Raw genomic sequence first — 21,208 nt, 5'->3', positions numbered from 1 at the left:
AAGGGAAGTGCACGGTGCGCACCACCAGTAACCCGGTGTTCCGCAACCTGCCCAAGCAAGAGGGCGGCGGATACGCCACGTTCGGCTCTGCGACGGCAGGCGCCGCGCAGGCCACCCAGCAATTCGGTCAGCCGCAGACGGATCCGTGGGCACGCCCCACCGACCAGCGGACGATGACCATCGACGACGTCGTCACCAAGACCGGCATCACGCTCGGTGTGCTCGCCGTCTCGGCACTCATCTCCTACGTGCTGGTCAACTCCAACGTCGGCCTGGCAGCTCCGTTCGTCATCGGCGGCGGTCTGATCGGCCTCGTCCTCGTGCTGGTCGCGACGTTCGGCCGCAAGATGGACAACCCGGCGATCGTCCTCGCCTACGCGGTCGCGGAAGGCTTCTTCCTCGGCGCGCTGTCGTTCATGTTCACCGACATCACGTTCGGTGGCGCCGGCGGCGCGACCCTGATCGCGCAGGCCGTCCTCGGCACCTTCGGCGTGTTCTTCGGCATGCTCGTCGTGTACCGCACCGGCGCCATCCGCGTCACGCCGCGCCTGACCCGCATGATCGTCGGCGCCCTCGTCGGTGTCCTGGTCCTGGCGCTGGGCAACCTCATCGCCGGCTTCTTCATCGACGGTGGCCTGGGCCTGCGCGACGGCGGCCCGATCGCCATCATCTTCAGCCTCGTGTGCATCGGCATCGCGGCGTTCAGCTTCCTGCTGGACTTCGACTCCGCCGACCAGCTGATCCGCGCACAGGCCCCCGAGAAGGCCGCTTGGGGCGTCGCCCTCGGCCTGACCGTCACCCTGGTGTGGCTGTACGTCGAGATCCTGCGACTGCTCAGCTACTTCCAGAACGACTAGCAGTACGCCACGAAGACCCCGGACCACGGTCCGGGGTCTTCGTCGTTTCGCAGGGGTTGTTTCGCAGGGGTGTTTTCCCAGGGGGTGTACACCGTCCCCCTGCCGGAAAGCCACGACGTGGGAACATGGAGTCATGCGCATTGCGGATTCCGTCATCGACCTCATCGGAAACACCCCCCTCGTCAAGCTCAACACGGTGGTGAAACCCGGATCGGGGCTCGTAGCAGCGAAGATCGAATACCTCAATCCCGGCGGCAGCTCCAAGGACCGCATCGCGGTGAAGATGATCGATGCGGCCGAAGCGTCGGGCGAACTGAAGCCGGGCGGGACGATCGTCGAGCCCACCTCCGGCAACACCGGCATCGGCCTGGCCCTGGTCGCGCAGCAGCGCGGCTACAAGTGCGTGTTCGTGTGTCCCGACAAGGTCGGCGAGGACAAGCGCAACGTGCTGCGGGCCTACGGTGCCGAGGTGGTCGTGTGCCCGACCGCGGTCCCGCCGGAGCACCCCGACAGCTACTACAGCGTCTCCGACCGTCTCGCCCGTGAGCTCCCCGGTGGCTGGAAGCCGAACCAGTACTCCAACCCGGGTGGCCCGGCGAGCCACTACGAGACCACCGGCCCGGAGATCTGGAACGACACCGACGGCAAGATCACGCACTTCGTCGCGGGCGTCGGCACCGGCGGCACCATCTCGGGCACCGGCCGGTACCTCAAGGAAGTCTCCAACGGTGCAGTGAAGGTCGTCGGCGTCGACCCCGAGGGCTCGGTGTACTCGGGCGGCACCGGCCGGCCGTACCTCGTCGAGGGTGTCGGTGAGGACTTCTGGCCCTCCGCCTACGACCCGTCGATCCCCGACGAGATCATCGCCGTCTCCGACGCCGACTCGTTCGAGATGACCCGTCGCCTCGCCCGCGAGGAAGGCCTGCTCGTCGGTGGCTCGTGCGGCATGGCCGTCGTCGCCGCACTGCAGGTCGCCGAGCGTGAGGGCCCCGACGCGGTCGTCGTCGTGCTGCTGCCCGACGGTGGTCGCGGCTACATGTCGAAGATCTTCAACGACAAGTGGATGGCCAGCTACGGCTTCCTGCGCGCGCCGCTCGACGGCAAGCCCGACGACTCCACCGTCGGCGACGTGCTGCGCGGCAAGAGCGGCGACCTGCCCGACCTCGTGCACACCCACCCGTCCGAGACGGTGCGCGACGCCATCGAGATCCTCCGTGAGTACGGCGTCTCGCAGATGCCGGTCGTGGGTGCCGAACCGCCCGTCACCGCAGGTGAGGTGGCCGGTTCGGTCAGCGAGCGCGAACTGCTCAGCGCCGTCTTCGAGGGTCGCGCGAATCTCGCCGATCCGGTCGAGAAGCACATGAGCCCGCCGCTGCCGAACATCGGCGTGGGCGAGTCGATCGACTCCGCCACGAAGGCGTTCGGCGACACCGACGCGCTCATGGTGATCGACGACGGCAAGCCCGTCGGCGTCATCACCCGCCACGACCTGCTCGGATTCATCTCTCAAGGCCGATAGGACACAGATCTTCATGACAGACCAGAACCAGCACGGTTTCGCGACCCGCGCCATCCACGCCGGGTACGAGCCCGATCCCCAGACCGGTGCCGTCAACGTGCCGATCTACGCGTCGTCGACCTTCGCCCAGGACGGCGTGGGCGAGATGCGCAACGGCTTCGAGTACGCCCGTACCGGCAACCCCACCCGTCGTCCCCTCGAGGCGAACCTCGCCGCGCTCGAGAACGGCACCTACGGCCGGGCGTTCGGCTCGGGCATGGCCGCCACCGACTGCCTGCTCCGTTCGGTGCTGCGTCCGGGCGACCACCTCGTCATCCCCAACGACGCCTACGGCGGCACCTTCCGTCTCATCGACAAGGTGTTCACGCAGTGGGGGATCGAGTACACCCCGGCCGCGATCAACGACGCGGACGAGGTGCGCGCGGCCGTGCGCCCGAACACCAAGCTCGTGTGGGTGGAGACGCCCACCAACCCGCTGCTCAACATCGGCGACATCTCGGCGCTCGCCGACATCGCGCACGAGGGTGGTGCCAAGATCGTCGTCGACAACACCTTCGCGTCGCCGTACCTGCAGCAGCCGCTCACCTTCGGCGCCGACGTCGTGCTGCATTCGACCACCAAGTACATCGGTGGTCACTCCGACGTCGTCGGTGGCGCGCTGGTGACGAACGACGAGGAGCTCGACGCCGCCTTCGCGTTCCTGCAGAACGGTGCGGGCGCCGTGCCGGGCCCGTTCGACGCCTTCCTCACGCTGCGCGGCATCAAGACGCTCGCGGTGCGGATGGAGAAGCACTCCGACAACGCCGAGAAGCTCGTCGACTTCCTGTCGGGACACTCCGCCGTGACCAAGGTGCTGTACCCGGGTCTCGAATCGCATCCGGGCCACGAGTACGCGGCCAAGCAGATGCGTCGCTTCGGTGGCATGATCTCCGTGCGCCTCGCCGGTGGCCGCCAGGCCGCGCTGGACTTCTGCAAGCGCACCGAGATCTTCACCCTCGCCGAGTCGCTCGGTGGCGTGGAGTCGCTCATCGAGCATCCGGGTGCGATGACCCACGCCTCCACCGCCGGGTCGCTGCTCGAGGTCCCCGAGGATCTCGTCCGGTTGTCGGTGGGCATCGAGGATGCCGCCGACCTGCTCGCCGACGTCGAACAGGCGCTCGGCTGACACACCGGTCGTAGAAGACACGAGAAGAAGGCGTCCCGAAGGGCGCCTTCTTCTCGTCAGGGACGGATTCGTGCCGCCAGAGAACCTCCGCGATGGCACACCACCACACCGATCACACCGGCCGTCCGGGCCCGCGCCCGACTGAAGGCCGCCTGCGACGTGTGACGCGTGACGGCGACGTGCGGAAGGAACCGCATAGCCCCCGGAAGCACGGCCGGGCGCCGTACGATCGCGTGGTGACGGACAGCGAACATCCCGAATCCGCCCTGTGGGACACCGTGCTCGACACGGTACGGCGCCACGGACCCATGACGATCGACGAGGTGGCCGATGATCTCGAGGAGCACGGATTCGGCTCCGCCGAGCAGGTGATGATCGATCTCGAACAGTCGGAACCGCATCCGCTGCTGATGTGGTTGTCCGCCGACCGTGTTGCAGCGACGGATGTGCTGTTCGAGGGCAGGACGCTCACACACCGCCTCACCGCGGACGAACTCGACCGGCACGCGATCCCCGTCGACGACATCGAACCGCTCCTGCTGCTCGTCTCCGAGGACGACGAGTTCGATCTCGTGCAACCCGGTGGCTCCGAAGATCCTGCCGCGCAGAACGATCCGGATTCGGGTGGATTCCTCCGCAAGGAGACGATCGTCTTTCCCGAAGAGGACCTGTCGGGTTACGAGCCGGGAGATCTGCTCGCGCTCACCGCGCGGGACGGTCGTCTGTCGTTCGCTCCGGTCGACGTCGAAGTCCGGAGCAGTGAGAGTGAATTCGTGCACGCGCTCGAACAGGCCATCGCCCGCGAGCAGGTGGCGAGCCTCGAGGGCACCTTCCTCGACGTGCTCGCCGAAACGCCGGACGCGTTCTCCGCGCCGTCCCTGCCCCTCGGGGAACTGCTCGCCGAGGCCGGACTGGTCCGCAGCGGAGACCTGGTGGCACCGAACGGTTTCGACTTCGACGGATACTCCGACCGGGCGATGTTCGAGATCTATGCCGAACAGCTCGGGATCCCCGTCGACGCCGTGCCCGGCGTGGCCCTGTTCGCGTCGCTGGTCGAAGCCCTCGAACGCGGCGACGACGCCGAACTCGACGAGCGTTTCGCCGTGGGGAAATCCGGTCTGTACTCGGTGCTGTCCGATCCCGAGATCGCCGAGACCGTCTACGACGAACTGGTGGGGGAGAAGCTCGCGCCCGAGGCGATCGAACAGGCCGCGCTGTGGCTGCTCGACCATGCGCCGCGACGTGCGGCGGGGGCAGCGCACTGGATCGCCGGTCGCGCGGCCGAATCGACCGGACGCATCACCGAAGCCGAACGGCACTACGAGCGTTCGGCCGACCTCGACTCCGCCTTCGACCTGCCGTTGTTCGACCTCGCGCGCTTCGCCTCCGATCGCGGGGACGCGATCCGGGGGCTGTCTCTGCTCGCCCGGGTGCCGGGTGGCGACGAACACCCCCTCCACGAACTGCTCGAACGGTACCGGCCGAAGGAGGTCCCGGGGCTCGGCCGCAACGACCGCTGCTGGTGCGGGTCGGGCCGCAAGTACAAGGCGTGCCATCTCGGGCGCGCCGAACACTCGCTCGAGGAGCGGTCCGACTGGCTGTACATGAAGGCGGCCATGCACGCCCTGGAACCCGGATGGGCGGAACAGCGGGTCGCGCTGGCGGAGGCCCGCTCGGGCTACGGGGACGACGATGCTGTGGCCGAGGCCGTCGCCGATCCGCTCGTCGAGGACGTCCTGCTCTTCGATGCCGGCGCGTTCGCGGATTTCGTCGAGCGTCGCGGGGAGTTGCTGCCCGAGGACGAGGTGGAGCTCGCCCGCTCGTGGCTGGCGGTCGAGCGTTCGGTCTTCGAGGTCGAGGCGAGTGCGCCGGAGGAGTCGCTCACGCTGCGCGACGTGCGCAGCGATCGGGTGGTGGAGGTGTTCGCGCCCTGGCTGGCAGGTGAGGTGCCCGCCGGCACGTTGCTGTGCGCTCGCGTGATGCCGGTGGGTGAGGACCGATGGGTGATGCCCGGCGGCTGCGAACCGGTGACGGAGGACCAGCGGGACACGCTCGTGGCGCTGCTCGCCGAGGGCACGGTCGATCCGGTGGACATCATGGACGTCCTGACCCATCCCGATGCTGCGGACTTCTATCCGGAACCGTAACTCTGGTCACTCGGGAAACACCGATCCCACTGGTCCCAATACTAGAACGTGTTCCTGAATATATGTGATAAGAACATCCGGAAGCCGTACTGGTGATCGACCTCACAGCTACGGTGAGAGCGGTTGATGGATGGATGTGGGGGTAGCGGATGTCGGTGGACCCGTCTGCGGTCATCGTGGCAGTGGCTACGGCAGCAAGTGCGCTCGTTCAGGGCGTGGACTTACCAGCAGAGATCAAGGATCAGATCAACGGGGCGATCGAGTCGTTCGAGGCAACTGCGGAGAACGCCGACACGGACGTGGCGAATTTCGTCGCGTCGTTGCCGGAGCCGATGCAGCAGGGAGCCCAACAGGCGGTCGCGGATGCGACGACGGCGGTCGCGGGGGCGATCGAGCCGCATCTGCCCGAGGAGGCGGCTGCAGCGCTGCACCCCGCCGATCCGGAAGCGGCTCCGCCTGCGCTGGCGCCCGAACCGCCGGCCGCCCGGCCCGGGCCCTTCGGGATACCGGCCCGACCGCCGGCGACCGGCGCGGTCGGGAACCCGCAACCGGGTCCCACGATCCCCGGCACCGGGATCGCACTGCCGTCGATCCCGGCGATCCTTCCCGGAACGCGACTCGCACCCATCGGTGCGATCGCCGTGTTCGCGCCGTGGCTGAAGAAGGCAGGGGAACTGTGCGACGGGATCTCCGCGCCGGTCCTCGCGGCCCTCTACTCCGCCGAGAACGGTTTCCGGTACGGCCCGACCGCGCCGGTCTCGCCGGTCGGCGCCCGCGGCCCGGGACAGTTCATGCCCGGCACCTGGGACCAGTACGGCAAGGACGCCGACGGTGACGGTAAGGCCGACGTCCTCGGTATCGCCGACCCGGTCATGGCGTCGGGCAACCTCCTGTGCGACAACTACAAGCTCATCGACGACTGGAAGAAGCGCGGACTGGTCGAGGGCGACACCCTCGATCTGACCCTCGCGGCCTACAACGCCGGCGTCGGCGCGGTGAAACGTTCGGGTGGCATGCCGTCCGGTCATCCCGACTACGAGAACCAGACGAAGCCCTACGTCGCGAAGATCCGAGCGACCGAGCACGTCTTCGCTCGCATGCTCTCGCCGTTCCTGGGTCTGGGCATCGGAGGCGGGGCCGGTGACATCGGCAACCGCATCGTCGACCTGGCCTTCAAGTACCTCGGCCTGCCGTACGTCTGGGGTGGCGGCAATATCAACGGGCCGTCCGGCGGCGGTTTCGACTGCTCCGGCCTGACGTCGTACGCGGTGTTCGCCGCGACAGGCATCACGCTGCCGCGCACGTCCGAGACGCAGTGGCACATCGGCACCGAGGTGCCGCTGTACGCGGCGCGCCCCGGCGACCTGCTGTTCGGCAACTGGCAGGCCGGGGGACCGGGTCACGTCGCCATCTACATCGGCGGCGGGCAGATGGTGCACGCACCCACCACCGGCGACGTCGTGCGGGTGGGGCCGGTCTTCCCCGACATGAAGGCGCGGCGCATCTTCTGATACCTGCCGTGAACACGCGAAAGGCCCGACCGGATTCTCCGGTCGGGCCTTTCGGCTGCAGAGGCGATCAGCCGCGGTAGGGTTCCGCGCTCACCAGGGTCACCTTCATGGTGTTGCCGTTGGGCAGCGTGTACTCGCGGGTCTCGCCGACCTTCGCGTCGATCAGGGCGCCACCGAGGGGCGAGCTGGGGGAGTAGGTCTCGAGCTCGCTGTTGCGGGCGCCTTCCTCGCGGGTCGCGATCAAGAACGTCTCCGTGTCGGTCTCGTCGCCGGCGTAGTAGACGGTGACGACGGAACCGGGGAGGGCGACACCCGACTCGGTCGGAGCGACGCCGACCTTGGCGGTGCCCAGCAGCTCCTGGAGCTGACGGATACGGGCTTCCTGCTGGCCCTGTTCCTCACGGGCTGCGTGGTAGCCACCGTTCTCCTTGAGGTCGCCTTCCTCGCGACGCTCGTTGATCTCGGCGGCGATGACAGGACGATTCGCGATGAGCTGGTCCAGCTCGGCCTTGAGCCGGTCGTACGACTCCTGCGTCAGCCAGGTCACCTGGGTCTCGGTCATCCTCGATCACTTCCTTCGGGTTGGAGCCCCCGGCTCCGTGGACAAGTCGTGCACATGCAACGACCGCGACAGCACGACCCCCGTCGTCCCCCCTTGTTGTCAGGCTGAACGGAAGTCGTACTGTCTGTTGATGCTCTTATGCAGCAATACACGGCCCCAAAGGGTGGAACCGTGTATCCGGCTATTTTAGCATCACTCCCGTCGCTGCTCCGGGAAAGCGCAGGAAGACGCTGGTCGCGGCAGGTTCCTAGGGTGCGCGGAGGTACTCGGGGGCCTCGGTGGCGCAGCCGTAGGTGTCGCCCATTCCGGGGCGTTGTGACGTCTTGACCGTGGAGGTCAGCACGACCGTCTGCGAATCGGATGCCGGGATGAGCACCTCGCGCCGTCCGGTCTCGCTGCCGTCCTTCGACCGGGCCCGGATGATGCAGACGGCGTCCTCGGACGGATCGTCGCGCGTGACCTTGAGCTGGATGTCGATGGTGCTGTCGTCGATGATCTCGAAGGCGACGACCTCCGACTCGATCGGAGCGGAGTTGTTCTGGAACAGAACGAACGCCACGACGAGCCCCGCGAGCAGACCGGCGATGGTGAAACCCCAGCGCTTGCCGCGTGTCGACACGCGGGGTCCGGGGTACCGGGAGGAGGGGTACCGGTCGGTGGGCACGGTGTTGCTCATCACTTTGCTTTCACAGCGGAACGATGGATCGGGCGTCGCCGCAGGGTCACGGCTGACGTCGGAATTATCAGGTGGAACTATAGAGGACGGATCCGAAGCGACCGCGACGCGGGCGCAGGGTCGGTTCCGGCGAAGCAGACGACGTGAGGTGGAGGAATACACGTGAGCGGACTACGGCTCATGGCCGTGCACGCCCATCCCGACGACGAGTCGAGCAAGGGCGCGGCCACGATGGCCCGGTACTCGGCCGAGGGGCACGAGGTCCTGGTGGTCACGCTCACGGGCGGAGAGCGCGGCGACATCCTGAATCCCGCCATGGACGTGCCCGGCATCCGTGAGCGCATGAGCGAGGTGCGCCAGGAGGAGATGGCCGAGGCGGCCCGCATCCTCGGGGTGCGGCAGCAATGGCTCGGCTTCGTCGACTCCGGACTGCCCGAGGGCGACCCCAAGCCCCCGCTGCCGGAGGGCTGCTTCGCAGCGATCCCGCTCGACGAACCGGTCCGCCGGCTCGTGCAGTCGGTGCGCGAGTTCCGCCCCCATGTCATGACCACCTACGACGAGAACGGCGGCTACCCGCACCCCGACCACATCCGGTGCCACGAGGTGTCGGTCGCGGCCTACGACGCGGCCGCGGATCCGGATTTCCATCCCGAGCTGGGCGAGCCCTGGGCGGTGAGAAAGCTCTACTACTCGCACGGTTTCATCCGTAAGCGGCTCGAACTGTTCCGCGAGGAGTACGAGCGTCGCGGGGAGCCCTTCCCGATGGAGCAGTGGCTCAGCAAGTGGCGCACCGAGCAGGGCGACATCATGGGGCGCGTGACCACCCAGATCACCTGTGGCGACTACTTCCCGAAGCGCGACGACGCGCTGCGGGCCCACGCCACCCAGATCGACCCCAACGGATCGTTCTTCGCGGTGCCGTTGGACATCCAGCAGAAGGTGTGGCCGACCGAGGAGTTCGAGTTGGCCAAGACCCGCGTGAGTACGGAGCTTCCCGAGACGGATCTGTTCGCGGGCATCGAGGACGGACAGGGCAAATGACGATAGGCACGCTCGCGGTCGATGTTCTGGCCGTCGAGATTCTGGCTCAGGAGCCGACCGGCCCCGAGTTCGGCAAGGCATCCCCGCTCGGACTGGCCATCGTGGTGGTCCTGCTGGTCGCGACCGCTCTGCTGATCTGGAACATGAACAAGCGGCTGAAGAAGCTGCCCGAGAACTTCCAGCCGGAGCACCCCGAGCCCGACCAGGCCGTGGACGACGGCACGCTGCCGGGTGCGATCCCCGGCGGCGGCGAGGAGGAGAAGGCCGGCGGCACGAAGGCCACCGGTCCGGAACGTCCGGAACCCACCAAGGGAAGCTGACGACCGGCCGTCACCGACGATGCTCCTTCCGTAGCGTGGGGGCATGGCGAACCGACTGGCCGACGCCCTGAGCCCTTATCTGAGGCAGCACGCCGACAATCCGGTCCACTGGCAGGAATGGGGCGACGTCGCGCTCGCGGAGGCGCGCGAGCGCGACGTGCCGATCCTGCTGTCGATCGGGTACGCGGCCTGCCACTGGTGTCATGTCATGGCACACGAGTCGTTCGAGGACGAGGCCACCGCCGCCGTCATGAACGAGAACTTCGTGTGCATCAAGGTCGACCGCGAGGAACGGCCGGACATCGACGCGGTCTACATGAACGCGACCGTCGCCATGGCCGGTCAGGGCGGGTGGCCGATGACCTGCTTCCTCACCCCGGACGGTTCCCCTTTCTACTGCGGCACGTACTACCCGAACACGCCGCGCGGCGGCATGCCGTCCTTCGTTCAGCTGCTCGAGGCCATCACCGAGACCTGGCGCAACCGTCGCGACGAGGTCACGCAGGCCGCAGACGCCGTGGCCACCGAGCTCCGTCGCAGCAGCGGGGGACTGCCCGTCGGGGAGGCCGCCGTCGAGGCGCCTCTGCTCGACGCGGCAGCCGCTGCGATCGCCACCGACGAGGACCGCGAACACGGCGGCTTCGGGGGTGCACCCAAGTTCCCGCCGTCCAACCTGCTCGAGGGTCTGCTGCGCGGATACGAGCGCACGCGCTCCGCCGACACGCTCGGTCTCGTCGAGCGCACGACCGACGCGATGGCGCGAGGTGGGATCTACGACCAGCTCGGTGGCGGTTTCGCGCGCTACAGCGTCGACGTCGCCTGGACGGTGCCGCACTTCGAGAAGATGCTCTACGACAACGCGCTGCTATTGCGGCTGTACGCGCACCTCGCACGGGTGACCGGCGCGGAACTGCCGACGCGGGTCACCCGAGAGACCGCCGAGTTCCTGCTACGCGACCTGCTCACCACGGACGGCGGATTCGCCTCGGCGCTCGACGCCGACACCGACGGGGTCGAGGGCCTGACCTACGTGTGGACTCCCGACCAGCTCGTCGAGGTGCTCGGCGCGGAGGACGGCCGGTGGGCCGCGGAGGCCTTCACCGTCACTCCCGGCGGCACCTTCGAACACGGCACCTCGGTGTTGCAGCTGCTCGACGAGCCCGACGATCCGGCCCGTCTCGCCGACGTGCGGGCCCGCCTGTTCGTGGCCCGGCAGGATCGCGCGCAACCCGGGCGCGACGACAAGGTCGTCACCGCCTGGAACGGCTTCGCCATCACCGCACTGGCCGAGGCCGGCGTCGCACTGGGCGAACCCGCCTGGATCGACGCCGCGGCGAGGTGCGCGCGGTTTCTGCTCGACCGGCACCTCGTCGACGGACGACTGCGCCGCGCGTCGCTCGGAGGTGTCGTCGGATCTCCCGCGGGCGTGCTCGAGGACTACGGAGCGCTCGTCACCGCACTGCTCGCCGTCCATCAGGGGACCGGGGACAGGAGCTGGGTCGAGCGCGCGCGAGAACTCGCCGACGTCGCGCTCACGCAGTTCGCGGATCCGGATCGTCCAGGGAGCTGGTTCGACACCGCGCACGACGCCGAATCGCTGGTCGCCCGGCCGCGCGATGCGGTCGACGGGGCGACGCCCTCGGGGGCCTCGCTGATCGCCGAGGCGCTGCTCGGTCTGTCCGCGCTCGTGCACGACGACCCCCGCTACGCCGACGCAGCCGCGCTGTCGCTGTCGGCGGCGTCGATCCTGCTCGAGAAGGCGCCGCGTGCCGGAGGGCACTGGCTGACGGTGGCCGAGGCGTCGGTGCGCGGTCCGCTGCAGGTCGCCGTCGCGGGTGGCGGTGAACTCCTCGACCTCGCGCGCCGGATCGCGCCCGGGGGAGCCATCGTGGTGGGCGGCGAACCCGACTCGTCGCCGCTGCTCGACGGTCGGCCGCTCGTCGACGGAGCGTCCGCGGCCTATGTGTGCCGGGGCTTCGTGTGCGATCGGCCGGTGACGACGGCGACGGAACTGCGCGAGGTCCTCACCGCGGTCTGACCTGTCACGGCCACGCGGAGACGGTGCGCGAGCCGAGGAAATCGCCCGTGCTCGTCACCGGTGCTTCGAGCATTCCGGCGATCGCGTCGACGAGGAACAGGGCGAAACCCGTCCAGTCGGGTTCCACCCGTTCCCGTTCCAGGCGTGCTTCGTAGTCGGCGCATGCGTCCACGACGAGTTTCCCCAGTAGCCACGACCGGCCGGTGATCACCACGTCGGGGATGTCGGCGACGCACGCCCTGGCCCGTTCGATCAGAGCGTCGAGATAGGGATCCTCGACGACGTTCCGGGCCGCGATGTCGACCATCGAGGGGACCGTCCGCAGCTGTCGGAGGAACCGGGCGCGCCAACCGGGGACGGGCATCGATGCGAGCTGATCGGTGAACGGGACGACGAGGCAGCTCAGGTAGTCGCGCAGTCCCGGTTCGGGGCCGAGCAACCCGACGAGTTCGGCTCGTCGTCGGCGGGTGTCCTCGGCGTAGCGGGTGACCATGGCACGGACGAGTTCTTCCCTGCTCCCGAAGTGATAGTTGACGGCCGAGTGGTTCGCGTTGCCCGCGTGCTCGGCGATGCGGCGGTTCGAGACACCGTCGACGCCGTGGGTCGCGAACAGCTCCTCCGCGGAGTCGAGTAGTGCTCGCCGTGCCTGGTCGCCGTAGGTGCTCACGCTGGAACCCGCTGCTCTCTCGTTCTGCCGTACGGCTCATCGGTAGGTGGGACGAACGTCACCAGTGTCTCAGGTTGTTCACTTTAAGACACGCGGCGTAGATTTTTAAGTCAGTCAGCGTATTTCCGAGTTGCCGGTACCGGCCGGGAAGCGTTCAGTCCGTGACCGGATATCGAGGAGTTCGTCAGTGACCGACACCGTTACGACCGAGAAGAACGATCCACCGGGAGGTGACGGCGCGACCGAGGCCGAGCTCGCCCGCGCCCGTAAGGAACAGATCGGGCGCTACGTCGCGATCTTCGTGATGCCGCTGTTGATGGTCGGCATGATGATCACCGGCTACCTGTACGCGATGCATGCGCCTGCTCCGCACGACATGCCGATCGCCGTCGCCGGATCGTCGCAGCAGGCCTACGACTTCGCCCGCGCGCTCGAGGGCGCCGATCCGGAGGCGGTCGACGTCCGCGTCGTCGGAACCGACGAGCAGGCACGCGACCTCGTGCTCTCGCGAGAGGTGGCGGGCGCGGTCTCGTTGTCCGACGCGGGCACCGCCGCCGTGTACACCGCCGGCGCCGCCGGGGCCTCGCAGTCGAACATGGTCACCGGTCTGGTGGCCCCGCCGATCATCGGATCGGGCCTCGACCTCACCGTCGAGGACCTGGCTCCGCTGCCGGACCACGACATGGCCGGTCTGGGCGTGATGTTCATGGCGCAGGCATTGATGCTCGCGGGCTACATGCCGCTGAGCATCATGCTGTCCAACTCGCCCGAGCTGCTGCGCTTCCGTCGCATCGTGCCCCTGCTCGCAGCCTGGTCGGTGCTGATCGGCACCCTCGTGTGTGTCGTCGCAGGCCCGATCCTCGGCGCGGTCGAGGGCCCCACCGCGACGCTGCTGGGAATCAGCTGGCTGTCCATCTTCGCCGTGGGCTCGGTGCAGTTGTTCCTCACCCGGATCCTCGGACCGATGGCGGTCCTGGTGGGCATGCTCTTCGTGATGGTCCTCGGCGTCCCCGCGTCGAACCTCGGCATGTCGATCTACGCGTTGCCGTCGATCTACGTCCCGCTCCACGGTTTCCTGCCCACTGCGGCCGCAGGAGAAGCCCTGAGGTCGGTCGTCTACTTCGGTGGTGACGGACTCGGCGGCCACATCACGGTCCTGGTGATCGGCGCGCTGCTCGCCCTCGCCGCGACGCTCGGTGTCGATGCCCTCAAGCGTCGCCGCAACCCCGACGCGGGCGATCCCGAGATCACGATGCCCTCGCTCACCTCCGGACCCCGTCCGAAGAGCAACCGCGTCCGGTACCTGACGCTGGCGTTCTTCCCGTTCGCCATGGTCGTACTGATGCTCTCGATCATGCTCGGCGCGATGTACCAGCCGACGCCGCGCGAGATGCCGGTCACCGTGGTCGCCGCGACAACCGAACAGGCGGAACAGACGGTCGCCGGGCTCGAACAGAACATGGCCGGTCTGTTCGACCTGCGTACGTCCGACTCCATCGACGACGCCCGCGCTGCCGTGCAGGACCGTGAGATCGTCGCCGCCTTCGTCCTGCCGTCCGCCACCTCGCCCACCGCGACCATCATCACCAACGAGGCCGCAGGGATGAGCCAGCAGCAGGTCGTGCAGCAGACCTTCGAGCAGGTCGCCGCGGGTATGCAGCTGCCGCTCGTCGTCGAGAACATCGCGCCGCTGCCGGGTTCCGACACGATGGGCACGGTGACGCTCTACGTCGCCATGGGCTGGATCATGTCCGGTTTCATGGTGGTCGTCGTAGCCGGCGGTGCGCAGCCCGCCGCGATGGTCCTGCGACAGATCGTGCCCATCTCCGCCGGGTGGGCGCTGTTCATGCCGGCCCTGCTCTGGGTGATCGCCGACCCGATCACCGGAGCTGTCGACGGGCATTTCCTCCCGCTGTGGGGTGTCGGCATCGTCGCGACGTTCACGACATCGATGTTCACTTTGGCGCTGCACCGCCTGTTCGGTCTGCTCTCCGTCATCCCCGCCGTCGGCATCTTGATGTTCATCGGCGTACCCGCCTCGAACGGTGCGATGTCGGTCTACATGACGCCGGAGATCTTCAAGTTCCTGCACGGCGTGCTGCCGATGCCGGCGGCCGTGGAATCGGTGCGGTCGATCCTCTACTTCGGGGGCGATGCCGTCGGAACGCACCTGATCACGTTCGTGATCTGGGGTGCGGTCTCGTTGCTGTTCGTGGTTGCCTTCGACCGGTTCCGCGGCGGCCCGCAGACCGCCGAGGAACCGGCGCAGGAGCGCGTGACCGAGAAGGTCTAACCGGTCGCAGGGGCTGCGACCGCGAGATTCGGCGACTCGATGCCGTGCTGATCGAACGCCTCGAGCACCGCGCGGGTGAGGCTGCGGCGGATCGCCCACTGCTTGCCGGCCCGCACGCGCACGGTCAGCCGCAGCGTCACCGCACCCGCCGTCACGGAGTTGACCCCGAGCAATTCGGGCTTCTCCAGGACGTCGGGTGCGATGTCGTCGCGTTCGACGCCCTCGAGCACGGCCCGCAGCGCGATCTGGCAGGCGCGGTCGACATTGGAGGTCGGCGCGATCGGCACGTCGATCACGGAGACGGCGTGGCCCTGGCTCATGTTGCCGACGCGCAGGATCTCGCCGTTACGGCAGAACCACAGGGTGCCGTCGATGTCGCGGACGGTCGTCACGCGCAGGCCGACCGACTCGACGGTGCCCACCGCGTCGCCGAGGTCCACCACGTCGCCCACGCCGTACTGGTCCTCGAGCAGCATGAACATGCCCGAGATGAAATCCCGCACGAGGTTCTGCGCACCGAAACCGAGCGCGACACCGGCGATACCGGCCGAGGCGATGAACGGCGCGACGTTGAAGCCGAGGGTGTCGAGCGTCTGCAGCACCACCCAGACGAGCACGACGACCGACACGCCGGACTTGAACACCGAGCCGATCGTCTGGGCACGCTGGATCCGACGTTCGCGCGCGTAGGGATCACCGATGGCGCGTTCGGCGCGTTCCTGAAGCGGCGCGAGGAACGATCGGCGCGGCTTGCCGGATCTCTCGCGCGGCTTCGTCATGCGGTCGATCAACCGGTGGAGGACGAAGCGAAGCGCGATCGCGACGGCGATGTAACTCACGATCGCCAGCGGCCGGTGGATCAGCCAGTCCCGGTTGGTCTCGGTCAGTTCGAAGGCGAGCAACGGAATAGACATCCCTCGCGAGTCTACAAACGGGTGCCGGTTGCTTCAGGTGGTGTGAGAAGTTGCACGAAGCAGCTCGTGAGGTTTCAACCGAGAATCACGAGCCACACCGCTACCGCATGACACAGGGCTGCGATCACCGTGGCGGCGTGGAAGAACTCGTGGTGTCCGAAGGTCGCGGGCCACGGATCGGGCCAGCGGGTCGCGTAGAGGATCGCTCCGCCGCTGTAGAACAACCCGCCGACCAGCAGTAGCAGCATGGGGGGCAGACCGACCTCGGCGACCAGCTGTCCGGCGACGGGCACGATCGCCCATCCGAGCAACAGATACAGCGGCACACCGACCCAGCGCGGCGCCGTCGGCCACAGCATCTTCAGGGCCACGCCCGCCAGCGCGCCCGCCCATACGACGCTCAACAGCGGCCGCCCGGACTCCGGGGGCAGGGCGAGCGTCGCGAACGGCGTGTAGCTGCCGGCGATGAACACGAAGATCATCGAGTGGTCGGCGCGCTTCATCCACACGCGGGCTCGGGGACCCCAGTTGAGGCGGTGGTAGAGGGCACTGACGCCGAACACACCGCACACGGTGAGGCCGTAGACCGTCGCGGGGAGTACGGCGTCCGGACGGTCGGCGAGGAAAGCCGCGGCCGCGACGAGCGCGGCACCGGCGACGACGGCCACACCGAACGCCCACGCGTGGATCCATCCCCGCATCCGCGGTTTGACGGGCAGTTCCTCGAGGCCGAAGGCCGTCATGCGTGCGCTCCTTCCGGTACCGAGCGGTAACCTACGCACCCGTAGGTTTGTTCCGTTGCAACGTTACAGCCTGCGAGGGCGCTCCGGGAGACTCTGTGACCACCGCCGCGACCGTCCGTACGCCTGGGCGTAATGTGACTCGCGTGGTGATGACGGGGTGAGCGTCCGCGGACTGCTGTACCGGCTCTACGAGCGCCGGCTGCTGAAGGAACTCGACGGAGCACGGCATCCGCGACACGTCGCGGTCATGTGCGACGGCAATCGGCGTTGGGCGCGCGAGAACGGCTTCACCGACGTCAGTCACGGCCACCGCGAAGGTGCCAAGAAGATCGCCGAGCTGCTGAGCTGGTGCGATGCGGCCGGCATCGAGACGGCGACGATCTACCTGCTGTCCACCGAGAACCTCCGGCGCGATCCGGAGGAGCTCGATGCGCTGCTCGAGATCATCTCCGACGTGGTGGAGGAGATCTCCGCGCCCGGCCAGAACTGGGGCGTGAAGATCGTCGGCACCACCGACCTGCTCCCGGCCGACCACGCCAAGCGACTGCACGAGGCCGCCGCCGGCACTGCGGGCCGGACGGGCACGCACGTCAACGTGGCCGTCGGGTACGGCGGTCGCCAGGAGATCGTCGATGCGGTGCAGTCGCTTCTGCGGGTGCGCTACGCGCAGGGGCTGCGTGGCGAGGAGCTCGTCGAGTCGGTGACGGTCGACGGCGTCGACAGTCACCTCTACACCTCCGGTCAGCCCGATCCGGACCTCGTGATCCGTACCTCCGGTGAGCAGCGACTGTCCGGATTCCTGCTCTGGCAGTCCGCCTACTCGGAGATCTGGTTCACCGAGGCGTACTGGCCCGAGTTCCGCCGGGTCGACTTCCTGCGCGCGCTGCGCGACTACGCCGCACGGCACCGCCGGTTCGGCGCCTGACGGCACCGCCGGTTCGGCGCCTGACGGCACCGCCGGTTCGGCGCCTGAGGCAGGGCCGAGCGGCGGGCCGCGTCAGAGCTTGCGCAACCGGAGCCGGTTGATGGCGTGATCCGAGTCCTTGCGCAGGACCAGGGTCGCGCGCGGTCGCGTCGGCAGGATGTTCTCCACCAGGTTCGGCAGATTGATCGAGTGCCAGATCTCCTTCGCGGCACTCATCGCGTCCCGGTCCGACAGGTTCGCGTAGTGGTGGAAGTGCGCCTCGGGATCGGCGAAGGACGTCTTGCGCAGCGCGAGAAAGCGCTCCACGTACCACTTCTCGATGTCCTCGATACGCGCGTCGACGTAGATCGAGAAGTCGAACAGGTCGGAGACCATCAGACGCGGACCGGTCTGCAGCACATTGAGGCCCTCGATGATGAGGATGTCCGGTTGCCGCACGATGTGGTACTGACCCGGGATGATGTCGTACGAGATGTGGGAGTAGATCGGCGCCGCAACCTCTTTCGCTCCCGACTTGACCTCGGTGACGAACCGCAGCAGCTTGCGCCGGTCGTAGCTCTCGGGAAAACCCTTGCGGTGCATGATGTTGCGCCGCACCAGCTCCTTGGTGGGGTGGAGGAACCCGTCGGTGGTCACGAGATCCACCCGCGGGTGGTGGTCCCAGCGTGCCAGCAACGCCTGCAGCACACGGGCCGTGGTGGACTTGCCGACCGCCACCGAACCGGCCACACCGATCACGAACGGCACCTGCTGGTCGGGATGCTTCTCCCCGAGGAAGGTCGCGGTCGCGGCGAACAACCGCTGCTTCGCTGCGACCTGCAGGTGGATCAACCGGGCGAGGGGGAGGTACACCTCCGCGACCTCCGCGAGGTCGATCTGCTCGCCCAGGCCCCGAAGCCCGATCAGTTCGTCCTCGGTGAGGACGAGGGGAGTCGACTTCCGCAGCGTCCGCCACTGCTTGCGGTCGAACTCGACATACGGGCTCGGTTCGTTCAGACGAGCCATCGGCACGGCTTCCCGGTGGCGCGGCGGATGCGGCGTTGCATGTCCATGTAACGGATTGTGCTCGCTGACACAGGCGGATGCCTCCTCGGGGTCCCCACTCCGGCGGGTTCTCCCGTGTCGGGTCGCCGACGAGCGACTAGGCTCGGCCGGTATGGGAGCCGACGACTTCGTGAACGAATATCTGCTGCTGGGCCTGGCTTTCGACCGGCTCGAGGAAGGGTTCGTCGACGCCTACACCGGCGATCCCGCCCTGCGGCGGAAGGTCGAGAACGCCACGACTCCCGATCCCCGTGATCTATCACACACCGCGCGACGGCTGCGGGACGAACTGCCCGGTGTGGCACTGTCCGACGAGCGCGCCCGTTTCCTCGAGGTGCATCTGCGTGCCCTCGACTGCTCGGCCCGCAAGTTCGCGGGGGAGGAAATCGGGTTCGTCGACGAGGTCGAGGCGTACTTCGACGTCCGCATCGCGCCCGGCGACGAGGACGCCTATCGCGACGCGCACCGTCGCCTCGACGCGTTGCTGTCCGGTACCGGATCGCTCACCGAACGGATGCAGGCCCATCGCAAGTCCGAGGTGATCCCCGCCGATCGTCTCGCCGAATGCGTCGAAGCGTTCTCGAGTGCGCTGCGGGAGAAGGTGCGGGCGGTCTATCCGCTGCCAGATACCGAGCGCGTCGAGTACGAGGTCGTCGGCGACAAGCCGTGGTCGGGCTTCAACTACTACCTCGGCGACTACCGTTCGCGGGTCGCGATCAACTCCGATCTCGAACAGACGATGGCTCACCTGCCGCGGCTGATCGCGCACGAGGCGTATCCCGGTCACCACACCGAGCACTGCCGCAAGGAGGCCGGTCTCGTCGCCGGCGGACAGGCCGAGCAGACGCTGTTCCTCGTCAACACCCCGCAGTGCCTCATGGCCGAAGGACTCGCCGATCTCGCGCTCGAAGCGATCGTCGGCCCGGGCTGGGGCATGTGGGCACAGGAGATCTACGCCGATCTCGGGCTGCGGTTCGACGGCGAACTCGCCGAACAACTGTCCGAGGCGTCCGAGCAGTTGCTGTCGGTGCGGCAGGACGCCGCGCTGCTGCTCCACGACCGCGGGCGCGGCCACGACGAGGTCGTCGAATTCCTGCAGCGCTGGTCGCTGTCGAGCCCCGAACGTGCCCGGCAGTCGCTGCGGTTCCTGTCGTCGCCGTTGTGGCGCGCCTACATCAGCACCTATGTCGAGGGCTACCGGCTCCTCGGCGGCTGGCTCGAGCAGGTTCCGGCCGGAGCCGAGCGCGCCGACCGTTTCCGGCGCCTGCTCGACGAACCCCTGGTGCCCAGCAGCCTGCGGTGAACCGCAGGTAGCTCGGGGACCGGCTTCCGCAGCGGTGGACGGCCTTCGTAGACTGGAGGCCGTATCCCTGACGCCCTCTGCTTGGAGAAACCTCGATGACCGCTGCGCCCGGCGCCGACGTGAACACTGCCGCACTGAACGACCTCGACCCCGAGGTCGCCGAGGCCATGGCCGGCGAGCTGTCGCGTCAGCGCGACACGCTCGAGATGATCGCGTCGGAGAACTTCGTGCCGCGCGCCGTCCTCCAGGCCCAGGGCAGCGTCCTGACCAACAAGTACGCCGAGGGTTACCCCGGCCGTCGCTACTACGGTGGCTGCGAGAACGTCGACGTCGTCGAGGACCTCGCCCGTAACCGCGCCAAGGAGCTCTTCGGCGCCGATTTCGCGAATGTTCAGCCGCACTCGGGTGCGCAGGCGAACGCGGCGGTGCTCATGGCGCTGATGACTCCCGGCGAGAAGCTGCTCGGTCTCGACCTCGCGCACGGCGGCCACCTCACGCACGGCATGAAGCTCAACTTCTCCGGCAAGCTGTACGACGTCGCGTCCTACGGGGTCAGCAAGGACGACCACCGCATCGACATGGACGAGGTCCGCGACATCGCGCTGCGCGAGAAGCCGAAGGTCATCGTCGCCGGCTGGTCCGCTTACCCGCGCCACGAGGACTTCGCCGCCTTCCGCTCCATCGCCGACGAGGTCGGTGCCTACCTGTGGGTCGACATGGCGCACTTCGCCGGTCTGGTCGCCGCGGGCCTGCACCCGTCGCCCGTGCCCTACGCCGACGTCGTCTCCACCACCGTGCACAAGACCCTCGGTGGACCGCGTTCCGGTCTGATCCTCGCCAAGCAGGAATGGGCGAAGAAGATCAACTCGGCCGTCTTCCCCGGCCAGCAGGGTGGCCCGCTCATGCACGCGATCGCCGCGAAGGCCGTCGCGCTGAAGATCGCCGCGAGCGACGAGTTCAAGGACCGTCAGCAGCGCACCCTCTCCGGTGCCCGGATCATCGCCGACCGCCTGTCGCAGTCCGACGTCACCGACAAGGGCATCTCGGTGCTCACCGGCGGCACCGACGTGCACCTGGTGCTCGTCGACCTGCGCAATTCGCAGCTCGACGGCCAGCAGGGTGAGGACGCCCTCCACGAGGTCGGCATCACCGTCAACCGCAACGCCGTGCCGTTCGACCCGCGTCCCCCGATGGTCACCTCGGGTCTGCGCATCGGCACCCCGGCGCTCGCGACGCGCGGTTTCGGCGACGAGCAGTTCACCGAGGTCGCCGAGATCATCGCGCAGACGCTCATCGGGGGCGCCGACGCCGAGTCGCTGCGCACCCGCGTGAGCGCTCTGGCGCAGTCCGTGCCGCTGTACGAGGGCCTCGAGGACTGGCGTCTGATCTGACGGTTTTCCGCTGACGGTTTCCGCTGTCGCCGACCGGCCCGCACCGATCTCCGGTGCGGGCCGGTCGCGTATCGGGGGGACGAGACCTCCCA

At 68.1% G+C, this 21,208-nt stretch carries 18 protein-coding genes; 12 read left to right on the top strand and 6 right to left on the bottom strand.

The annotated features are described in order from the left end of the window. The first annotated feature begins 14 nt into the window (after positions 1 to 14). The 5 genes from ACWPOC_RS09465 (at position 15) to ACWPOC_RS09445 (ending at position 7,199) form a co-directional block, all read left to right on the top strand. Positions 15 to 857, top strand: coding sequence for a Bax inhibitor-1/YccA family protein (locus tag ACWPOC_RS09465; RefSeq protein ID WP_071934511.1), 843 nt, complete (start codon positions 15 to 17; stop codon positions 855 to 857). A gap of 133 nt (positions 858 to 990) precedes the next feature. Then, entirely contained in the window at positions 991 to 2,376 is a 1,386-nt protein-coding gene (locus ACWPOC_RS09460; protein ID WP_006553874.1) for a cystathionine beta-synthase, read from the top strand. A 13-nt stretch (positions 2,377 to 2,389) separates the two neighbouring features. Beyond that, entirely contained in the window at positions 2,390 to 3,541 is a 1,152-nt protein-coding gene (locus ACWPOC_RS09455) for a cystathionine gamma-synthase (protein WP_060651828.1), read from the top strand. Between the two features lie 236 nt (positions 3,542 to 3,777). Beyond that, the gene (locus tag ACWPOC_RS09450) at positions 3,778 to 5,688 is read left to right on the top strand and encodes an SEC-C domain-containing protein (protein ID WP_455408463.1); all 1,911 of its coding nucleotides are present in this window, start codon (positions 3,778 to 3,780) and stop codon (positions 5,686 to 5,688) included. Positions 5,689 to 5,837: 149 nt separating this feature from the next. Further along, positions 5,838 to 7,199, top strand: coding sequence for a C40 family peptidase (locus tag ACWPOC_RS09445; protein ID WP_183070658.1), 1,362 nt, complete (start codon positions 5,838 to 5,840; stop codon positions 7,197 to 7,199). A gap of 67 nt (positions 7,200 to 7,266) precedes the next feature. On the opposite strand, the gene greA is transcribed toward ACWPOC_RS09445, so the two are convergent. Then, entirely contained in the window at positions 7,267 to 7,761 is a 495-nt protein-coding gene (greA, locus tag ACWPOC_RS09440; protein ID WP_006553878.1) for a transcription elongation factor GreA, read from the bottom strand. Between the two features lie 247 nt (positions 7,762 to 8,008). Further along, entirely contained in the window at positions 8,009 to 8,437 is a 429-nt protein-coding gene (locus ACWPOC_RS09435) for a DUF4307 domain-containing protein (protein WP_016691271.1), read from the bottom strand. 180 nt (positions 8,438 to 8,617) lie between these two features. Here ACWPOC_RS09435 and mca point away from each other — a divergent pair, with 180 nt between their 5' ends. From mca to ACWPOC_RS09420, 3 genes are read left to right on the top strand one after another with little or no spacing between them, the layout of a single operon-like run. Further along, positions 8,618 to 9,478: a mycothiol conjugate amidase Mca gene (mca, locus tag ACWPOC_RS09430; RefSeq protein WP_159419306.1), complete on the top strand. Its 861-nt coding sequence runs from the start codon at positions 8,618 to 8,620 to the stop codon at positions 9,476 to 9,478. Beyond that, on the top strand, positions 9,475 to 9,798 hold the full coding sequence (locus ACWPOC_RS09425; RefSeq protein ID WP_455408462.1) for a hypothetical protein: 324 nt from the start codon (positions 9,475 to 9,477) through the stop codon (positions 9,796 to 9,798). The genes mca and ACWPOC_RS09425 overlap by 4 nt, the downstream gene beginning before the upstream one ends. Positions 9,799 to 9,841: 43 nt before the next feature. Further along, complete coding sequence (locus ACWPOC_RS09420) at positions 9,842 to 11,836, top strand: thioredoxin domain-containing protein (protein ID WP_455408461.1); 1,995 nt, start codon at positions 9,842 to 9,844, stop codon at positions 11,834 to 11,836. Positions 11,837 to 11,840: 4 nt separating this feature from the next. Here ACWPOC_RS09420 and ACWPOC_RS09415 read toward each other — a convergent pair whose 3' ends face one another. After that, positions 11,841 to 12,503: a TetR/AcrR family transcriptional regulator gene (locus tag ACWPOC_RS09415; protein ID WP_085468926.1), complete on the bottom strand. Its 663-nt coding sequence runs from the start codon at positions 12,501 to 12,503 to the stop codon at positions 11,841 to 11,843. Between the two features lie 187 nt (positions 12,504 to 12,690). On the opposite strand from ACWPOC_RS09415, the gene ACWPOC_RS09410 reads away from it, so the two are divergent. Next, positions 12,691 to 14,796: an ABC transporter permease gene (locus tag ACWPOC_RS09410; RefSeq protein WP_085468925.1), complete on the top strand. Its 2,106-nt coding sequence runs from the start codon at positions 12,691 to 12,693 to the stop codon at positions 14,794 to 14,796. On the opposite strand, the gene ACWPOC_RS09405 is transcribed toward ACWPOC_RS09410, so the two are convergent. Both ACWPOC_RS09405 and trhA read right to left on the bottom strand, forming a co-directional pair. Then, positions 14,793 to 15,710: a mechanosensitive ion channel family protein gene (locus ACWPOC_RS09405; RefSeq protein WP_120281746.1), complete on the bottom strand. Its 918-nt coding sequence runs from the start codon at positions 15,708 to 15,710 to the stop codon at positions 14,793 to 14,795. The two genes, ACWPOC_RS09410 and ACWPOC_RS09405, sit on opposite strands and share 4 nt — an antisense overlap. Positions 15,711 to 15,784: 74 nt before the next feature. Continuing rightward, entirely contained in the window at positions 15,785 to 16,453 is a 669-nt protein-coding gene (gene trhA, locus ACWPOC_RS09400) for a PAQR family membrane homeostasis protein TrhA (RefSeq protein WP_120281747.1), read from the bottom strand. Between the two features lie 157 nt (positions 16,454 to 16,610). On the opposite strand from trhA, the gene ACWPOC_RS09395 reads away from it, so the two are divergent. Beyond that, the gene (locus ACWPOC_RS09395; RefSeq protein ID WP_006553884.1) at positions 16,611 to 17,378 is read left to right on the top strand and encodes an isoprenyl transferase; all 768 of its coding nucleotides are present in this window, start codon (positions 16,611 to 16,613) and stop codon (positions 17,376 to 17,378) included. A gap of 72 nt (positions 17,379 to 17,450) precedes the next feature. Here the strand turns inward: ACWPOC_RS09395 and coaA are convergent, their stop codons facing one another. Continuing rightward, on the bottom strand, positions 17,451 to 18,383 hold the full coding sequence (gene coaA, locus ACWPOC_RS09390; protein ID WP_120281748.1) for a type I pantothenate kinase: 933 nt from the start codon (positions 18,381 to 18,383) through the stop codon (positions 17,451 to 17,453). A gap of 151 nt (positions 18,384 to 18,534) precedes the next feature. Between coaA and ACWPOC_RS09385 the strand changes: the two genes are divergently transcribed. Then, positions 18,535 to 19,725 (top strand): DUF885 domain-containing protein, encoded by a 1,191-nt coding sequence (locus ACWPOC_RS09385; protein WP_120281749.1) that lies wholly within the window; start codon positions 18,535 to 18,537, stop codon positions 19,723 to 19,725. A 95-nt stretch (positions 19,726 to 19,820) separates the two neighbouring features. After that, positions 19,821 to 21,116, top strand: coding sequence for a serine hydroxymethyltransferase (gene glyA / locus ACWPOC_RS09380; RefSeq protein WP_120281750.1), 1,296 nt, complete (start codon positions 19,821 to 19,823; stop codon positions 21,114 to 21,116). Positions 21,117 to 21,208: the final 92 nt, after the last annotated feature.

This window comes from Rhodococcus sp. 5G237, from assembly GCF_053764735.1.
Note: the sequence above shows the minus strand (reverse complement) of the source record. Positions and strands in the feature narration are given on the sequence as shown.

Excerpts from the sequence above, each read along its gene's own strand:
- ACWPOC_RS09420 (WP_455408461.1), top strand. The coding sequence starts at position 9,842 with ATGGCGAACCGACTGGCCGACGCCCTGAGCCCTTATCTGAGGCAGCAC.
- mca (WP_159419306.1), top strand. The coding sequence starts at position 8,618 with ATGGCCGTGCACGCCCATCCCGACGACGAGTCGAGCAAGGGCGCGGCC.
- ACWPOC_RS09385 (WP_120281749.1), top strand. The coding sequence starts at position 18,535 with ATGGGAGCCGACGACTTCGTGAACGAATATCTGCTGCTGGGCCTGGCT.
- ACWPOC_RS09445 (WP_183070658.1), top strand. The coding sequence starts at position 5,838 with ATGTCGGTGGACCCGTCTGCGGTCATCGTGGCAGTGGCTACGGCAGCA.
- ACWPOC_RS09405 (WP_120281746.1), bottom strand. The coding sequence starts at position 15,710 with ATGTCTATTCCGTTGCTCGCCTTCGAACTGACCGAGACCAACCGGGAC.
- ACWPOC_RS09455 (WP_060651828.1), top strand. The coding sequence starts at position 2,390 with ATGACAGACCAGAACCAGCACGGTTTCGCGACCCGCGCCATCCACGCC.
- greA (WP_006553878.1), bottom strand. The coding sequence starts at position 7,761 with ATGACCGAGACCCAGGTGACCTGGCTGACGCAGGAGTCGTACGACCGG.
- coaA (WP_120281748.1), bottom strand. The coding sequence starts at position 18,383 with ATGGCTCGTCTGAACGAACCGAGCCCGTATGTCGAGTTCGACCGCAAG.
- glyA (WP_120281750.1), top strand. The coding sequence starts at position 19,821 with ATGACCGCTGCGCCCGGCGCCGACGTGAACACTGCCGCACTGAACGAC.
- ACWPOC_RS09435 (WP_016691271.1), bottom strand. The coding sequence starts at position 8,437 with ATGAGCAACACCGTGCCCACCGACCGGTACCCCTCCTCCCGGTACCCC.
- ACWPOC_RS09425 (WP_455408462.1), top strand. The coding sequence starts at position 9,475 with ATGACGATAGGCACGCTCGCGGTCGATGTTCTGGCCGTCGAGATTCTG.
- trhA (WP_120281747.1), bottom strand. The coding sequence starts at position 16,453 with ATGACGGCCTTCGGCCTCGAGGAACTGCCCGTCAAACCGCGGATGCGG.
- ACWPOC_RS09460 (WP_006553874.1), top strand. The coding sequence starts at position 991 with ATGCGCATTGCGGATTCCGTCATCGACCTCATCGGAAACACCCCCCTC.